The organism is Mycobacterium sp. ACS1612 (genome assembly GCF_001667505.1).
Classification (GTDB): Bacteria; Actinomycetota; Actinomycetes; order Mycobacteriales; family Mycobacteriaceae; genus Mycobacterium.
On the sequence record NZ_LZHZ01000048.1, the window covers coordinates 126,351 to 140,937 of the forward strand.

Genomic DNA, 14,587 nt, shown 5'->3' on the forward strand with positions numbered 1-14,587 from the left:
CTCAGCGGCCGGGCCTGCGCAGGCCGAGTCTCAGATTGGACCGGCGGCGCTGCGGTCCTGTCGCCCGCCGGATCGCCCGCCGCGCGGCGCGCTGTTGTCGTGGCTTGTCGTCCCATATCTCCGGATGTTCGGCCAGGAAGCGTCTGGTGCGAATCGCGAACGGGATGTGGATGACGTAGGCCGCGATGATCGCCAGGATCGTCAGGTAGCCGTAGAAGATCGACGCCGCGACCAGGACCACCACGCCGAGCAGCAGCAGCGGAACCATGTTGGGCGACACCGAGAAGGTGTGGATCTTGCGCATCGGCAGGGTGCTGACGACCAGCAGCGAGACGCCGATGGTCCAGATCACCACCGCCGCCTCCGACGTCCACCAACCGTCGCCGAACTGCATCTTGGCGGCCAGCGGACCGATGGCACCGATCGCGCCCGCCGGAGCGGGCATGCCGACGAAGTACTCCTTCTCGTAGGCGGGTTTGTCGACGTCGAGCATCGCGTTGAACCGGGCCAGCCGCAGCACGATGCACACGGAGTACACCAGCACGACGATCCACCCGACGCGCGAGTGCGAGAGCAGCGTCCCGTACACGATGAACGCAGGCGCCACACCGAAATTCACCGCGTCGGCCAGCGAGTCGATCTCCTCGCCCATCCGCGACGTGGCCTTCAAGATGCGGGCGATGCGGCCGTCGAGCGCATCGAGGATCGCGGCCACCGCCAGAAACGCCATCGCCTCGGTGGGGCGGTTGTCGAGCGCCATCTTCACCGACGTCAACCCGAGGCAGATTGCCGCCACAGTCATGGCGCTCGGCAGGATCTTCAGGCTGACGACGGGCGCCTTGATGCGAGGTTTCACGGCAACTCGGCCAATACGGTTTCGCCTGCCAGCGCGCGCTGCCCGGTGGACACGATGATGTTGGCGTCCGCAGGCAGGTAGGTGTCCAGCCGCGACCCGTAGCGGATCAAGCCGTAGGTGTCGCCAATGGTGAGCTTGTCACCCGGCTTGGCATCGCACACGATGCGCCGCGCCACCAGTCCGGCGATCTGCACCGCAATCACCTCCACGCCTTCCGGCGTTCGGATCAGCAGGCTGTTTCGTTCGTTGTCCTCGCTGGCGGCCTCCAACTCCGCGGACCCGAACGCCCCCGGCCGGTGCACGACCGACATCACCTCACCGCTGATCGGTGCCCGCTGCACGTGCGCGTCGAAGATCGAAAGGAAAATGCTTATGCGCGGCAACGGCGTTGGGGGCAGGCCGAGTTCGGCGGGCGGCGCCGCCTCCTCGATCAGACAGATCAAGCCGTCCGCGGGCGCGACGATCAAGCCGGGGCGCGTCGGTGGCACCCGAGGCGGATGTCGGAAGAACGCTGCATTGGCCGCGGCCGACGCCAGGCCGGCGCGGCGCAGCCATGGTCGGTTACGGCCGAGCGCGGCGAGCGCCAAGCTGGCGCCGACGAACGGCAGGCCCGCCGAGTGCATCGGCGGAACAGTGGTACGCACCAGCGCCGCAAGCCGCTCGGGGCCGGATCTGAGGTCGGGGCGTCTGGCCATCGTGCGCCGATTCTACGGGCGTGCCGTTTTGCCGATCGGCCTTAGGCCAAGTCCCATACGCGCACCGGCGAACCCGCGGTCAACTCGGCGACGTCCTCGTCGATCTCCAGCAGGCAGTCCGCCGACGCCAGCCAGCGCAGATGGTGTGAGGCAGGCGGACCGTAACTGGTGACCGTGCCAGCGTCGCGGTCCAGCACGCCACGCCGGAACTGACGCTTACCGCGAGGTGAGGTCAGGTCCTCGGCCAGCACCGCGGTGCGGCGTGGCCGGTCCGGGTGCGGCAACCCCATCGCGGTGCGCAGCGGTGCCCGGACGAACACCTCGAACGACACCAGTGCGCTGACCGGGTTGCCGGGCAGCGTGATGATCGGCCTGCCGTTCACCGAGCCCGCGCCCTGCGGCATGCCGGGCTGCATCGCCACCTTCACGAAGTCGACCTCACCGCCAAGGGAGTCCTTGACGACCTCGTACGCGCCCGCGCTCACGCCGCCGGTGGTGATGATCAAGTCGGCGTCGTGGCTGTGCGCGGTCAACGCCTCACGAAACGCGGCCACGTCGTCGCCGACCATCGGCACGGCGACCACCACTGCGCCTGCATCGCGCACGGCCGCCGCGAGCATCACCGCGTTGGATTCGTAGATCTGGCCGGGCTGCAACGGCGTGCCGGGCGCTACCAGCTCGGTGCCGGTCGACATCACCAGAACCCGTTGTCGCGGAATGACTTCCAGCTCGCACAGCCCCAGCGCAGCCGCCAAGCCGAGCGCCGCCGGGGTGAGCACCTGACCGGCCCGCAGCACCGTGGTGCCCGCCGTGACGTCCTCACCGGCGCGACGGATGTGTTGGCCCGCCCTGGCGCTTGCGCGGATGGACACGGTGTCGACGGCGCCGTCGGTGGCCTCGACCGGCACCACCGCGGTGGCGCCGGCAGGCAGCGGCGCACCGGTCATGATGCGGTGTGCGGTACCGGGTTTCAGCGTCAGCGGGTCGGTACGCCCGGCCGGGATATCCTCGGCGACCGGAAGCAGCACCGGCTGCTCCTGCGATGCGCCTGCGACGTCGTCGGCCAGCACGGCGTAGCCGTCCATCGCCGAGTTGTCGAATCCTGGCAGCGACAGCGGCGCGACCACGTCGGACGCCAACACCATGCCGAGCGTCTCGGCGAGCGGCAGGGCGACGGCGGGCTTCGCGGTGATCAGTCCGGCGACCACGCGCCGGTGTTCGTCGACGGTGCGCATCAGACTCCGAAGGTGACGCCGGTGAGTTCTTCGGACACCGTCCACAGCCGCCGCTGGACGTCCTCGTCGTGCGACTGTGCGCTGGAGGCAACGACTTTTGGGTGGCCCCTCTGCTCGCCGAAGCCGCCCGGTCCGTAGTACTGGCCGTTGCGCGCGCTCGGATCGGTGGCGGCGCGCAGCGTGGGCTCGGCGCCCATCTCCGGACCCTGGGCGATGAAGTTGGACCAGAAGAACTGGCTGACCTGCCTGATGCCGGTGGGCATGTTGCGCAGCAGGTCGGTATCGGCGGCGCCGGGATGGGCCGCGAGCGCGACGGTCGGCGTGCCCTTGGCGGTCAGCCGCCGGGCCAGCTCGTAGGTGAACAACAGATTGGCGAGTTTGGACTGGCCGTATGCGACGACGCGGTTGTAGTTGCGGTCCAGGTTGAGGTCGTCGAAGTGGATCTTGGCGCGGATGCGGTGTCCGACGCTGCTGACCGTCACCACGCGGGAACCCTCGACCGGCAGCAGGTTGTCGAGCAGTTGACCGGTGAACGCGAAGTGGCCCAGGTGGTTGGTCCCGAACTGCAATTCGAAGCCGTCCTTAGTGGTGGCCTTCTCGGTGTACATCACCCCTGCGTTGTTGATCAGCAGGTCGATGCGCGGAAAGTCGGCGCGCAACTGGTCGGCGGCCTTGCGGATGCTGTCCAGCGACGTCAGGTCGAGTTCAGCCACGGTGACCACGGCGTTGGGGTGCGCCGCGCGGATCCGGTTGGCCGCGTCGTTGCCCTTGTCGAGGTTGCGCACGGCCAGCACGGTGTGCGCGCCCTTGCCTGCGAGTACGGCGGCGGCGGCATAACCGATACCGGTGTTCGCCCCCGTCACGATGGCAACCCGGTCGGACTGATCCGGCACGTCGGCTGCGGTCCACTTGCTGCTCATGCGCTCAACATACTCAGGCCCCAGCGGTTAGTTTCGTTGTCGTGGGGATGCGAGCGGTCGCGGTGGTGGTCGGCACCGTGGTCGGCGCCGTCGTGGTGTTCCTCTCGGTGCTGCTGGCCGGGCTGCGGTGGCAGGTCGGACCGGCCGTGGACGCGATCCGGCGGATGAACCGGTCGGTGACCAACCCGCGGGTGATGCGCACCGCGGGCACCCCGCAGACCCAGACGTCGGTCATCGAACACGTCGGGCGCAACTCGGGCCGCAGTTATCAGACGCCTGTCGACGTCATCGAAACGCCGACAGGTCTTCTGATCGCGCTGCCGTACGGCACCCGCGCCGATTGGCTGCGCAATGTGCAGGCCGCCGGGTCGGCCACCGTCGTGATGCAGGGCAGGCGCATCAACGTCGCCCGGCCGACGGTCGTGGCCACCGCGGATGTCGCGGACCAGATTCCGAAGCGGACGATGCGGATGTTGCGGCTGTTCGGCGTTGGACAGTTCCTGCATCTCGAAAAGCCATGAACCTGATCGAGCCTGCCAACCCGCCAAGCCGCAAGGCGCCACTGGTGTGGGCGATTGGTGCGGCGATCCCCTGGCTGCTGTTGGCGGCGGGCCAGGCGGTGTGGTTCGTCCTGCGCCCTCGACCGCTGTGGGTGCACGTGCTGGCGGCCGTTGCGACCGCGCTCGCCATCGTCGTCTTCGTGGTGGTGGTCCCGCTGTGGCGATATCGGGTGCACCGCTGGGACATCGACGCCAAAGCGGTGTACACCCGGACAGGCTGGCTGGTGCAGGAGCGCCGCATCGCACCGATCTCCAGGGTGCAGACCGTCGACACCGAACGCGGTCCGCTCGACCAGTTGTTCGGGCTGGCGAACGTGACGGTGACGACGGCGTCGTCGGCGGGGGCGGTGCGCATCGTGGCACTGGATTCCGACGTGGCCGAGCGCGTGGTGGCACAACTGACCGACATCGCGGCGCTCGGCGGTGAGGACGCGACGTGACCGCGCCCGCGTGGCAGCGGCTGAGCCCGCGCATGCTGCTGGTGCATCCGGTGCATGAGGTGCTGCGTCAGATACCGCTGTTGATCGGGTCGGTGGTGCTGGGCTCGGCGACGGGCAATCCGCTGTGGACGCTGTTCGGCCTTGCGCTGATCGTCGGCTATGGCGTGGCCAGGTGGTTCACCACCAGCTACCGGATCGACGCCGAGGAGGTGCAGCTGCGCACGGGCGTGCTGCAGCGCAAGGTTCTTGCGGTGCCGCGCAACAGGATTCGGTCGGTGTCAACCGACGCGCGGTTGCTGCACCGGCTGCTCGGGTTGACGGTGCTGCGGTTGAGCACGGGTCAGGAAGCCAGCGGTGACACCGCGTTCGCACTCGATGCCGTCGACGCAAGCCAGGTGCCGCGGTTGAGGGCCATTCTGCTGGCCGACTCGTTGGCGTCGGTTCAGGAAGCCGAGGGCCGTGAGTTGGCGCGCTGGCAGCCGTCCTGGCTGCGCTACAGCCCGCTGAGCTTCACCGGGCTGGCGATGATCGTCGCGGCGGCAGGCGTGGTCTATCAAGCGGGAGTCGGTGCCGCACTGCAAGATTCGCGGTTGGCCCGGTCGGGTTTGGACGCTGCACAGCGGTTCGGCGTCGCCGCCAGCCTTGCGGTGGCCGCCGTGGCGATACTGCTCGTGTCGGTGGTGCTGTCGGTGCTGCGCTCGTTGGTGACGTACGGAAACCTGGTGCTGTTCCGCGATGCCGATGTGCTGCATCTGCAGCACGGCCTACTGAGGCTGCGCGAGCACACCTTCGACATGCGCCGGTTGCGGGGCGGCACACTGCGCGAGCCGCTGTTGGTGCGCATGTTCGGCGGGGCGCGGTTGGACGCGGTGATGACTGGTGTCGGCGGCGCGGGGGAGGCGTCGGTGCTGCTGCCGCCATGCCCGCGGGCGACCGCTGAGTCGGTGCTGTCGGGATTGATCGAGCGGCCCGACGTGGTCACCGGCGAACTGCGTGCACACGGGCCCGCGGCGACCCGCAGGAGGTGGACGCGGACACTGGCGCTGCCAGCGGTGCTGCTCGTCGCGATGGCGCTGTTGCCGACGCCGGGCTGGCTGTGGCCACTCTGGGCGGCGCTCACGGTCTGTTGTGTGCTGCTGGCGGTCGACCGCTCGCGGGCGCTCGGCCATCGGGTGGACGCCGACTGGCTGGTGGCGCGGGCAGGCAGTCTGGACCGGCGCCGGGACTGCATCGCCGCCGCGGGCATCATCGGGTGGACGGTGCGGCAGACGCTGCTGCAGCGCCGCGCGGGGGTGGCGACGTTGGTGGCGGCCACCGCAGCGGGGGTGAAGAGGTATCAGGTGATCGACGTGCCCGCCGAGCTGGCCTGGGCGATCGCGGGCTCCGCGTCGCCGTGGGTCGCGGAGAGCAGCTGGGCGCAACGCTGACGGCCTCTACCAGCCCGGAACACTCGGAACATGAAGTGCGGCAACAATAATTGCATCGGCGAGTCCATCATGCCCATCACCCGCAGAAACCGCAGCGTCACGACGGGATCGCGTTCGGCTGCGGCCATCACCCGGTCCAGATAGCGGTTACTGAGTCGGATCGACAGCGGTGCCCGTCCGTTGACCTCGGGAAGCGCGAGATCAGAACCGACAGCGGTCTGCCACGCGATCCTTATCTTCTTGGCGCTGGCGCGGAAGTACCGTCGCGGCAGGCCGTTGTCGCCGCGCTGCAAACACTCTCGCAGCACAAGCGCTTCGATCGCCGCGACCGTCATGCCTTGTCCGTAGATCGGGTTGAAGCTGCAGACCGCGTCACCGAGCACGATCAGGCCGGCAGGCAGTCGCCGCATCTTGTCGTAGCGTCGCCATCGGTTGGACGGCACACGGTAGTTGGTGACCTCGCCAACGGGTTCCGCGTCCGCGAACGCCGCCAGCACGCCGGTGGGCGCCAAACCATCTGCGAAGGCCAGCATTTCGTCCGATGTGCGCGGTGGCTCGAGCCCCGCCATGGCGCCCACTGCGAACATCGCCGTATCGTTTTCATAGCGGGCGGCAGCGAACATCTTGGTCCTGCCCGGCTCCGGCATGACGGCGATGAAGTTCTCCTTGACGGCGCCTGGTGCAATGCGCACCGGTTGACAGGCGTACGCGAGGTGGACGGTCACCTCGTCCTCTTCGGGCCGGTCATATCCCAGTTGCTCGAGGAAGACCGGGGTGCGCGAACCGCGGCCGGTGGCGTCGACGACGAGGTCGCCGCTCAGCGTCGTCCGCTGTTCGTTGTCGCGGTCGACCACCTCGACCCCTGTCACGCGACTGCGGTCGGTCGTCGACGTCAGTGCCACCACGTCGTGTTGCTCGAGGATGGACACATTGCCGAAGTCCCGCATTCGCTGCAGCACTTGCCATTCGAGCAGCGGCCTGCTCTGGAAGTAGAAGGGCATCGAGTCCGGGGGGGTCCGGCCCACCCGCAGGAACTCGTGCCCGCTGATCGAGAAACACAGGTTGGCGTAGTCGCCGTCCCACTTCGTCGCCCCGTTGGCGACCAGGTCGTCGAGCACTCCGGGCAGCAACTCGTCGAGGATCTGCGCGCCACGCGCCAGCAGCGCGTGTATGAGCCGGCCCTGCGGAACTCCGCGGCGGCACACCGGACCGGTGGGCAGCACGTCGCGTTCCACCACCGTGACGGTGCGGTAGCTCTCCGAGAGAACCCTGGCCGCCAGCAGTCCGCCCATGCTTGCGCCAAGAACTATTGCCCGCTCACCCAGCACCGGCATGTCTCCCCCTTGCTCTCGATAAGGCCTGGTGAGACCAGTTTCATGGGGTAGGCGGCGGGCCGATAGCGTAGTCGGATACTCATGTTTCGGCGCCGTGGGGGGCCGACCACGATTTGCGCTGATTCGTTTGCCGTTTACTGTCGGGGCCCATGGCGATTGGTGGCGTGCTGTTCGATATCGACGGCGTCCTGGTGACGTCGTGGAAGCCGATCGACGGCGCCTCGGACACTTTGCGGACACTGGCCGAGCAACAGGTCGCGTGCTCATATCTGACCAACACCACGACGCGGACCAGGGTGCAGATCGCCGAACTGCTCACCGACGCCGGGATGGCCGTGCGCGCCGACGAGGTGATCACCGCGGCCGTGCTGACCGCGGAGTACGTCCGTAACCGCTATCCGGACGCCCGCTGCTTCCTGGTCAACAGCGGGCAGATCGCCGAGGACATGCCCGGGATCGACATCGTGTACTCAAGCGAGTTCAGCGGCCCCCGCGCGCCCGACACCCCCGATGTGGTGCTCCTCGGCGGCGCGGGACCGGAATACAGCCACCTGACCCTGTCGTGGGTCTACGACTGGATGGCGCAGGGCGTGCCGGTGGTGGCCATGCATCGCAGCACCGCGTGGACCACCACCGAGGGGTTGCGTATCGACACCGGCATGTACCTGATCGGGATGGAGGAGACGTCGGGTCGCAAGGCCACCGCGGTCGGCAAGCCGGCGCCAGAAGGGTTCCTCGCGGCGGCCAGCCGCCTGGGTGTCGACCCCGACGAGATGTACATGGTCGGCGACGACCTCAACAACGACGTGCTGGCCGCGCAGGTGGTGGGCATGACCGGTGTGCTGGTGCGCACCGGCAAGTTCCGCCAGGACACGTTGGATCGTTGGGCCGCAGACGAATTCGCGATGCAACCGAATCACGTGATCGACTCGGTTGCCGATCTACCCGAACTGCTGGGGCTATAACAGACGGGTTGGTAGACGCACTTCACCGTCCTTGTCGACGAAATACGCTGCAGCGCTGGCCCGTTCGCTGACTGCCTCGACGAATTCCGTGCCGCGGTAGAGCACCCCGGCGCCGTCGTCGGTGGCGTATCCGGCGGGCAGCGTGCCGTCGCTGATCAGACGTTGAAACAACGGGCGGCGCTGCGGTTCGGAGTCGTAGTGCACGCCGTTGGAGAACGGCACCAGGGCCAGACCGTTTGTGATCGGCCGAAGCTGCGGGCCGAACGAGTCGGTGGTGCCGCCGACGTGCCAGCAGATCGAGCCTGCTGAAATGCCCGTCAACACAACACCTTTCTGCCATGCCGTGCGCATCGCGGCATCGACGCCGTGTAGCCGCCACATCGCCAGCAGGCCCGCCGCGCTGCCTCCGAACACCCACACCACGTCATGGTCGAGCAGATGAGCGGTGATGTCGTCGACGTTCGGCATCGGGAACAAGGCCAGATGTGACGCGACCAGACCGCGCCTCTGCGCGGCGGCGATTAACCGATGCACTGCCAGTGGGTTGTCGCCGAGCGCGGTGGCCACGAAGCACACGCGCGGCGACCGGCCCGTCACCCCGGCCAACTCGACCGCGAATTCGGTCAACTCGCTGAGCTCATAGCGGTTGCGTCGCTTCCGGAATCCTCCGCTCGTCGCGAGGATGGTGGGAGCATCAGCTGGCATGCCGATTACTTATCACGTCGGCGAGGGTCTGTATCCACATGACCGAGAACATGAAAGCAACCGTGACAATTGAGGCACCGGTAGAGACGGTGTTCGACGTGCTGGCCGACCCGACCATGCATCAGGCGATCGACGGCACCGGATGGGTGCGCGAATCGCTGGATGGTAAGCCGCTGACCGAGGTCGGGCAGGTCTTCCGGATGGCGATGTACCACCAGAATTACGGGGGCATGCACTACGAGATGGCGAATCGGGTCGAGGTGTACGAGCCGCCACGCGCGATCGCCTGGCTGCCCGGCCAAGGTGACGACGACGCCGACCTCGAGTTCGGCGGATGGATCTGGCGCTACGACCTCGAGCCGGTCGGTCCCGACCAAACGAAGGTCACGCTGACCTACGACTGGTCCACGGTGCCAGCCGCCACCCGCGAGCACATCGGCTTTCCGCCGTTCGAGATGTCGCATCTGGACAACTCGTTGAAGCACCTTTCGGACCTGGCCCGCGGCTAGACGCCGGGCAGCGGCGGCAGGGTGAACTGCGGGATGGTGATCTGCGGGGTGTCGACAGGCGCCTGAGTGTTGGTCGGGGCTTCGACGGCCGTGGATGGCTGCTCGGTCGGTTCCGGCGTCGCCACCTCGGCCGGCGTGCTCACCGGCGTCTGCTCCGTGCTCACCGGCGCCGACGAGGTGGGCGGTTGCGAGGACGTCGGTTCGGTAGTGGTCGGCGTCGCGCTCGTGGTGGTCGCGGTCGACGTGGCGGTGGGCGCGGCTGTGCTCGTCGCCTCCGGTGGTGGTGGCTGCACCGCAGGCTTCGGTGCCTGGGGAGCCGCGGGTCGCTGCTGCACCCGCCGCGGCGGTGCTGGTGCTTGGCGGACGATCACCGGCGCGGGCCCCTGCACCACGCCGGGGGCGGGTGCTGCGGGCGGCGCCTGGGGCGGGACCGCAACGGGCACTACAGATGTCGCGGGCGCGGGTGCGGGCGCAGGGCTGGTCTGGCCGCTGCTGCTCGTCAACGTGTACGTCAGGCCCCCGCCGGCAAGCAACACCGCCGCGGCGGCCGCCCCGAACAGCAACGTCGGCCGCCGGTACCACGCGAGCGGGGTTTCCTCTGCGGCGCTGTCCTCGTCGCGGAGGTACTTGAGTTGAGGTCGTGGGTCGTCACCAGCGCCGTCGTCGGCTTGACCCGCATACGGCGCGCCGTCGTCCGGCCTGACGTCCTCCGACCAGGCCAGCGCTCGGAAGGTTTGGCTCGCAGGGTTCTTGTCGTCTGTGGCCGCACTCGCGGCCGCCAGTGCCGCGGCCGGTGTCAACGTGGTCGCAGGAGCGGCCGGTCCGCGAGCGGTGATCAGCGCCGCACCCGCCGCCGCGGCGAGTTCCGGGCGCGGACATGTCACCACCGGGATCCGGAAGTGCTGCGATAGGCGCTGGGTGACCAGTGGGATATTGGCGCCGCCGCCCACGGTTGCGATGGCAACCATCTCGGCCACCGGAATCCTGTTGCGGTCCAACGTATCTTCCAGTGCCGTGAGCAGGCCGCGGAGCGGCTCTGCAAGCACATCTTCGAGTTCGGTGCGGGTCAGCCTGACGTTGGATCGGAAGCCCGGCAGTTCTGCGGTCAGCGTGGCGACGGTCTGCGCCGACAACGTCTCCTTCGCGTTGCGGCACTGATCGCGTAGCCGGCTCAGCGACAGCACCGCGCCGGTGCTGTCAGGATCGATGTTCGCCGCCTCTGTGACGCCGGCGAGCACTCGCGCGAGCACGGCCTGGTCGATCTGCTGCCCGGCGAAATCGGTGTCACGGACGGTAGCGACGATCGGCGCCCAGCCCGATGCGGCGTCGGAAAGCGTGATGTTCGTTCCGGTGCCGCCCAGATCGAGCAGCGCGACGACGCCTCGCGACGGCAACCCTGGATTGTCGTGGACCGCCGACAGCGCGGCAGTCGCGTCGGAGATCAGCTGTGCCGAGGCGCCGGCCTCGCAGAGCCGGCCGTTCGTGGACACATCGGCGTAAAACGCTGACGTCACCCGCGAATCCCAATGTGCGGGAACGGAAATCGCGACGTTCTCAGGAGGGCGGCCGTTGCCGGTGAGATGGGCCAGGCTGTTGAGCGCCTCGACCAGCAGGCGGCCGGGGCGATGCGTCGAACCGTCGGCGGCCACCAACGGAATCGGGTCGCCCACCCGCTCCACGAAGCCCGCGAGCACCATGCCATGTTCGCCGGAAGCCCTCTGGTCGGGCGCCCCGACTTCCGGTGGGCGGCCGTGAAAAAGGGTGAGAATCGAGCGCCGCAGCACGGGTGGCCCGGCCGATGGCACCGCCGCCAGATTCGTCATGCCGACCGACAATCCCAACGAATTGCTCATCGAACCCCCCTTGCCGCACCCGCTGGCGGCGCCAAGTGTGCACCCGCGGCAGCTCAAAGGGGATGGCGTAGCCAGAATTGAAGGTAAATACCTTATTTCTTCGGTGCCGTTCGCGGTCATAGCGTGCGCAGAAGGGGGCCGGGTAGCGCCGGCGCGCAATTTCGCTATCCGATGAAAGGCGTCATCATGGCCAATCTCGTCGACTACATCATGGATCTGTTCAAGGACCCGGGCAAAGCGGAATCCTTTGTCGACAACCCTCAGGCAGCGTTGGCCTCGATCGGCCTCGGCAATGTCACACCCGAGCAGATCCAGGCCGTCGCCGCGATGGCCGCACCGGCAGGTGCTGCCATGCCCACCGGTCAGGGCATGAGCGGCCTCCAACAAGCGGTCGCCAGCCATCACGGCATGCCCGCGCCCGCCCCGCAGACCGTCGAGCACACGCAGCAGGGCAACGTCGCCGCGCCGATCACGCATACCTCCGGCCCGTCGGGGCTGTCCGGATCCAGCCAGGGTGACGTCACGCACACCACGTACGCGCCTCAGGCCAACGACTTGTCGAACCACGAAACCAACATCGACAGCCACAACAGCATGGGCGATTACATGAGCCCGACCATGGACGGCGTGCAGCAGAGCGGCAGCGGCTTCAACCTCGGTGTGGACGTCGGCGACGTCACCCTCGGCGACAAGAACGTCGCGTCAGGCGACGGCGCCGTGGCGATGAGCGGCGACAACTCTGGCAGCATCGTCAGCGGCGACGGTGCGGTACTCGGTGACGGCAACACGGTCGTCAACGGCAACATCGACGCGGGCGACGGCTCGCCCATCACGTTCGGCGACGGCAATGACACCGACGCCACATCGATGAAGGCCGGCGGCGACATGATCACCGGCAACGACGGACCCGTCCTCAACGGGGTGGACACCGGCGGCGGCAGCCTCGGTCTCGACAACAGCCACACCGTTTACGGCGACGAGAACAACACGTCGATCGGCGGCGACATCGGTTCCATCGGTGGCGATCTGGACACCAGCCACCACGACAACAACTCGGTCGACAACAGCGAAAACGACTACTCCACCGGACACAACGTCGATAGCCACGACGACAACAGCCAGCACAATCCCAACGTGTCGACCACAGTCGAAGCGGATGTCGGCCTCATCTGATCGGCCGGTGGACCTGACAACACGCCGATGACCCAGCAGGCGAGCGATCCGCGCAACGTCAAGCTGATCGTTGAGCTCATCGACCACACCACGAAGATCGCCGACCTCAACGATCGCGGCGATCTCTCCGAACGCCTCGCCAGGGCGCGGGCCCGGATCAGCGATCCGCGAATCCGGGTGATCGTCGCCGGACAGCTCAAACAGGGTAAGAGCCAGCTGGTCAACTCCTTGCTGAATCTCAATGTTTGCAAGGTCGGTGATGACGAGTCCACGGCGGTTGCGACCGTGGTCGGCTATTCCGAAAAGCCCTGGGCACGTTTGGTTGTGGCGCAACCGGACGGAGCCGAACCGGAGATCATCGAAATTCCGACCAACGAGCTCGGCAGCGATCTCCGCCGCGCGCCCCAGGCGGGTGGCCGAGAGGTGATCCGGGTCGAGGTGGGTGCGCCGAGCCCGATGTTGAAGAGCGGGTTGGCTCTCGTCGACACTCCCGGGGTCGGCGGATACGGGCAGCCGCATCTGGCGGCAACCCTGGGTCTGCTGCCCGACGCCGACGCCGTGCTGATGGTCAGCGACCTGAGCCAGGAGTTCACCGAGCCCGAGATGACGTTCATGCGCCAGGCCTTCGAGATGTGTCCTGTCGCAGCCATCATCGCGACGAAGACCGACATCTATCCACACTGGCGCGACATCGTCTACGCCAACACCACACATCTGCAGCGGGCCCGCATCGCCACCCCGCTGATTCCGGTTTCGTCGATCCTGCGGTCACACGCCTGCGCGACCAACGACAACGAGTTGAACGAGGAGTCGAACTTCCCTGCCATCGTTCGGTTCCTCGCCGATTCCGTGCTGTCCCGGCAGAATGACCGTATTCGCGACCAGGTTCTTGCCGAAATATCCGCGACCGCAGAGCATCTCACGTTGTCGTTGAGCCCGGAGCTCGAGGCGATCAACGATCCGGAGGCGCGCCAGAAGTTGACCGAAGATCTCGAACGGCGTAAGCGAGAAGCGCAGGACGCCTTGACGCAGACCGCGTTGTGGCAGCAGGTGCTCAACGACGGAATCGCCGACCTCACCGGCGATGTCGACCATGATCTGAGAAGCCGCTTCCGCGCCATCACCCAGCACACGGAGAAAGTCATCGACGGTTGCGATCCGACCGTCTGCTGGGTTCAACTCGCGACAGAACTGGAAGACGCGGTCGCCACCGCGGTCGGTGACAACTTCGTCTGGGCATACCAGCGCGCACAGGCACTGGCCGACGAAGTCGGCGTGACGTTCGCCGAGGCGGGCATCGAGTCGGTGGACGCGCCCTTGATCAACGCCGGCGACATCGGCGCGAGCTTCGGGGGTGTGAAGGCGGTCGGCAAGCTCGAAGCCAAGCCCATTGGCAAGGGACACAAGGTGATCACCGGCGTCCGAGGCTCGTACGGCGGAATGATGATGTTCGGCATGCTGACATCGCTCGCAGGGCTGCCGATGATGAACCCGCTTGCGGTCGGGGCCGGCTTGCTGCTCGGCCGGAAGGCCTACAAGGAGGACCAGGAGAACCGGCTGAACCGGGCCCGCGGCGAGGCGAAGGTGAACATGCGCAGATTCATCGATGACGTCTCGTTCGTGGTGAACAAGGAGTCGCGCGACCGACTGAAGGTGGTCCAGCGTCAGCTACGTGACCACTACCGCGAGATCGCCAACCAGGCCAACCGGTCGTTGAACGAATCGCTGCAGGCGACCATCGCCTCGGCCCGGTTGAAAGAGGTCGAAAGCAACACGCGGGTAAAGGAACTCGAGCGACAACTCAAGATTCTCCGCGCCGTTTCCGAGCACATATCGAAGTTGTCGCCCGGTGCCGCGGCCAAGAGCCCGGCATCACCCCAAGCAGCACCCGCGGTGGTGGCCGTCGGATGACTGA

14 protein-coding genes are annotated in these 14,587 nt (G+C 67.4%); 7 read left to right on the top strand and 7 right to left on the bottom strand.

The genetic code is table 11. The features are described 5' to 3' along the window. Window position 1: 1 nt before the first annotated feature. The 4 genes from pssA to A5724_RS19255 are packed head-to-tail and all read right to left on the bottom strand — an operon-like array spanning window position 2 to window position 3,706. Window positions 2-856: a CDP-diacylglycerol--serine O-phosphatidyltransferase gene (pssA, locus tag A5724_RS19240; RefSeq protein ID WP_067805437.1), complete on the bottom strand. Its 855-nt coding sequence runs from the start codon at window positions 854-856 to the stop codon at window positions 2-4. Further along, the gene (locus A5724_RS19245; RefSeq protein WP_067805440.1) at window positions 853-1,551 is read right to left on the bottom strand and encodes a phosphatidylserine decarboxylase; all 699 of its coding nucleotides are present in this window, start codon (window positions 1,549-1,551) and stop codon (window positions 853-855) included. Before A5724_RS19245 ends, pssA begins: the two co-directional genes overlap by 4 nt. Window positions 1,552-1,592: 41 nt before the next feature. Next, window positions 1,593-2,786 carry a gephyrin-like molybdotransferase Glp gene (glp, locus tag A5724_RS19250; RefSeq protein WP_067805443.1) on the bottom strand — a complete coding sequence of 398 codons (1,194 nt, stop codon included), beginning with the start codon at window positions 2,784-2,786 and terminating at the stop codon, window positions 1,593-1,595. Then, complete coding sequence (locus A5724_RS19255; protein WP_067805446.1) at window positions 2,786-3,706, bottom strand: SDR family NAD(P)-dependent oxidoreductase; 921 nt, start codon at window positions 3,704-3,706, stop codon at window positions 2,786-2,788. Before A5724_RS19255 ends, glp begins: the two co-directional genes overlap by 1 nt. Window positions 3,707-3,753: 47 nt before the next feature. Between A5724_RS19255 and A5724_RS19260 the strand changes: the two genes are divergently transcribed. The 3 genes from A5724_RS19260 to A5724_RS19270 are packed head-to-tail and all read left to right on the top strand — an operon-like array spanning window position 3,754 to window position 6,133. Further along, window positions 3,754-4,227 carry a nitroreductase family deazaflavin-dependent oxidoreductase gene (locus A5724_RS19260; protein WP_067805450.1) on the top strand — a complete coding sequence of 158 codons (474 nt, stop codon included), beginning with the start codon at window positions 3,754-3,756 and terminating at the stop codon, window positions 4,225-4,227. Further along, window positions 4,224-4,706, top strand: a complete 483-nt coding sequence (locus A5724_RS19265) for a PH domain-containing protein (protein ID WP_067805452.1) — start codon at window positions 4,224-4,226, stop codon at window positions 4,704-4,706. The genes A5724_RS19260 and A5724_RS19265 overlap by 4 nt, the downstream gene beginning before the upstream one ends. A 32-nt stretch (window positions 4,707-4,738) precedes the next feature. Beyond that, window positions 4,739-6,133, top strand: a complete 1,395-nt coding sequence (locus A5724_RS19270) for a PH domain-containing protein (protein WP_156752366.1) — start codon at window positions 4,739-4,741, stop codon at window positions 6,131-6,133. On the opposite strand, the gene A5724_RS19275 is transcribed toward A5724_RS19270, so the two are convergent. Further along, complete coding sequence (locus tag A5724_RS19275) at window positions 6,043-7,467, bottom strand: NAD(P)/FAD-dependent oxidoreductase (RefSeq protein ID WP_156752362.1); 1,425 nt, start codon at window positions 7,465-7,467, stop codon at window positions 6,043-6,045. The genes A5724_RS19270 and A5724_RS19275 overlap by 91 nt on opposite strands. Window positions 7,468-7,616: 149 nt before the next feature. On the opposite strand from A5724_RS19275, the gene A5724_RS19280 reads away from it, so the two are divergent. Continuing rightward, window positions 7,617-8,432, top strand: a complete 816-nt coding sequence (locus A5724_RS19280; protein ID WP_067805460.1) for an HAD-IIA family hydrolase — start codon at window positions 7,617-7,619, stop codon at window positions 8,430-8,432. Here A5724_RS19280 and A5724_RS19285 read toward each other — a convergent pair. Further along, window positions 8,427-9,137, bottom strand: coding sequence for a peptidase E (locus A5724_RS19285; protein WP_067805463.1), 711 nt, complete (start codon window positions 9,135-9,137; stop codon window positions 8,427-8,429). The genes A5724_RS19280 and A5724_RS19285 overlap by 6 nt on opposite strands. Before the next feature lie 38 nt (window positions 9,138-9,175). Here A5724_RS19285 and A5724_RS19290 point away from each other — a divergent pair, with 38 nt between their 5' ends. Further along, window positions 9,176-9,646 (top strand): SRPBCC family protein, encoded by a 471-nt coding sequence (locus A5724_RS19290; protein ID WP_067805466.1) that lies wholly within the window; start codon window positions 9,176-9,178, stop codon window positions 9,644-9,646. Here the strand turns inward: A5724_RS19290 and A5724_RS19295 are convergent. Beyond that, complete coding sequence (locus tag A5724_RS19295) at window positions 9,643-11,499, bottom strand: Hsp70 family protein (protein ID WP_067805469.1); 1,857 nt, start codon at window positions 11,497-11,499, stop codon at window positions 9,643-9,645. The two genes, A5724_RS19290 and A5724_RS19295, sit on opposite strands and share 4 nt — an antisense overlap. Window positions 11,500-11,685: 186 nt before the next feature. Here A5724_RS19295 and A5724_RS19300 point away from each other — a divergent pair, with 186 nt between their 5' ends. Then, entirely contained in the window at window positions 11,686-12,672 is a 987-nt protein-coding gene (locus A5724_RS19300) for an IniB N-terminal domain-containing protein (protein ID WP_156752363.1), read from the top strand. A 27-nt stretch (window positions 12,673-12,699) separates the two neighbouring features. Next, window positions 12,700-14,583, top strand: coding sequence for a dynamin-like GTPase family protein (locus tag A5724_RS19305; RefSeq protein WP_067805475.1), 1,884 nt, complete (start codon window positions 12,700-12,702; stop codon window positions 14,581-14,583). Window positions 14,584-14,587 lie beyond the last annotated feature (4 nt).

Excerpts from the sequence above, each read along its gene's own strand:
- A5724_RS19305 (WP_067805475.1), top strand. The coding sequence starts at position 12,700 with ATGACCCAGCAGGCGAGCGATCCGCGCAACGTCAAGCTGATCGTTGAG.
- A5724_RS19260 (WP_067805450.1), top strand. The coding sequence starts at position 3,754 with ATGCGAGCGGTCGCGGTGGTGGTCGGCACCGTGGTCGGCGCCGTCGTG.
- A5724_RS19295 (WP_067805469.1), bottom strand. The coding sequence starts at position 11,499 with ATGAGCAATTCGTTGGGATTGTCGGTCGGCATGACGAATCTGGCGGCG.
- A5724_RS19280 (WP_067805460.1), top strand. The coding sequence starts at position 7,617 with ATGGCGATTGGTGGCGTGCTGTTCGATATCGACGGCGTCCTGGTGACG.
- glp (WP_067805443.1), bottom strand. The coding sequence starts at position 2,786 with ATGCGCACCGTCGACGAACACCGGCGCGTGGTCGCCGGACTGATCACC.
- A5724_RS19255 (WP_067805446.1), bottom strand. The coding sequence starts at position 3,706 with ATGAGCAGCAAGTGGACCGCAGCCGACGTGCCGGATCAGTCCGACCGG.
- A5724_RS19245 (WP_067805440.1), bottom strand. The coding sequence starts at position 1,551 with ATGGCCAGACGCCCCGACCTCAGATCCGGCCCCGAGCGGCTTGCGGCG.
- A5724_RS19300 (WP_156752363.1), top strand. The coding sequence starts at position 11,686 with ATGGCCAATCTCGTCGACTACATCATGGATCTGTTCAAGGACCCGGGC.
- A5724_RS19290 (WP_067805466.1), top strand. The coding sequence starts at position 9,176 with ATGACCGAGAACATGAAAGCAACCGTGACAATTGAGGCACCGGTAGAG.
- A5724_RS19275 (WP_156752362.1), bottom strand. The coding sequence starts at position 7,467 with ATGCCGGTGCTGGGTGAGCGGGCAATAGTTCTTGGCGCAAGCATGGGC.
- A5724_RS19270 (WP_156752366.1), top strand. The coding sequence starts at position 4,739 with ATGCTGCTGGTGCATCCGGTGCATGAGGTGCTGCGTCAGATACCGCTG.
- A5724_RS19285 (WP_067805463.1), bottom strand. The coding sequence starts at position 9,137 with ATGCCAGCTGATGCTCCCACCATCCTCGCGACGAGCGGAGGATTCCGG.
- A5724_RS19265 (WP_067805452.1), top strand. The coding sequence starts at position 4,224 with ATGAACCTGATCGAGCCTGCCAACCCGCCAAGCCGCAAGGCGCCACTG.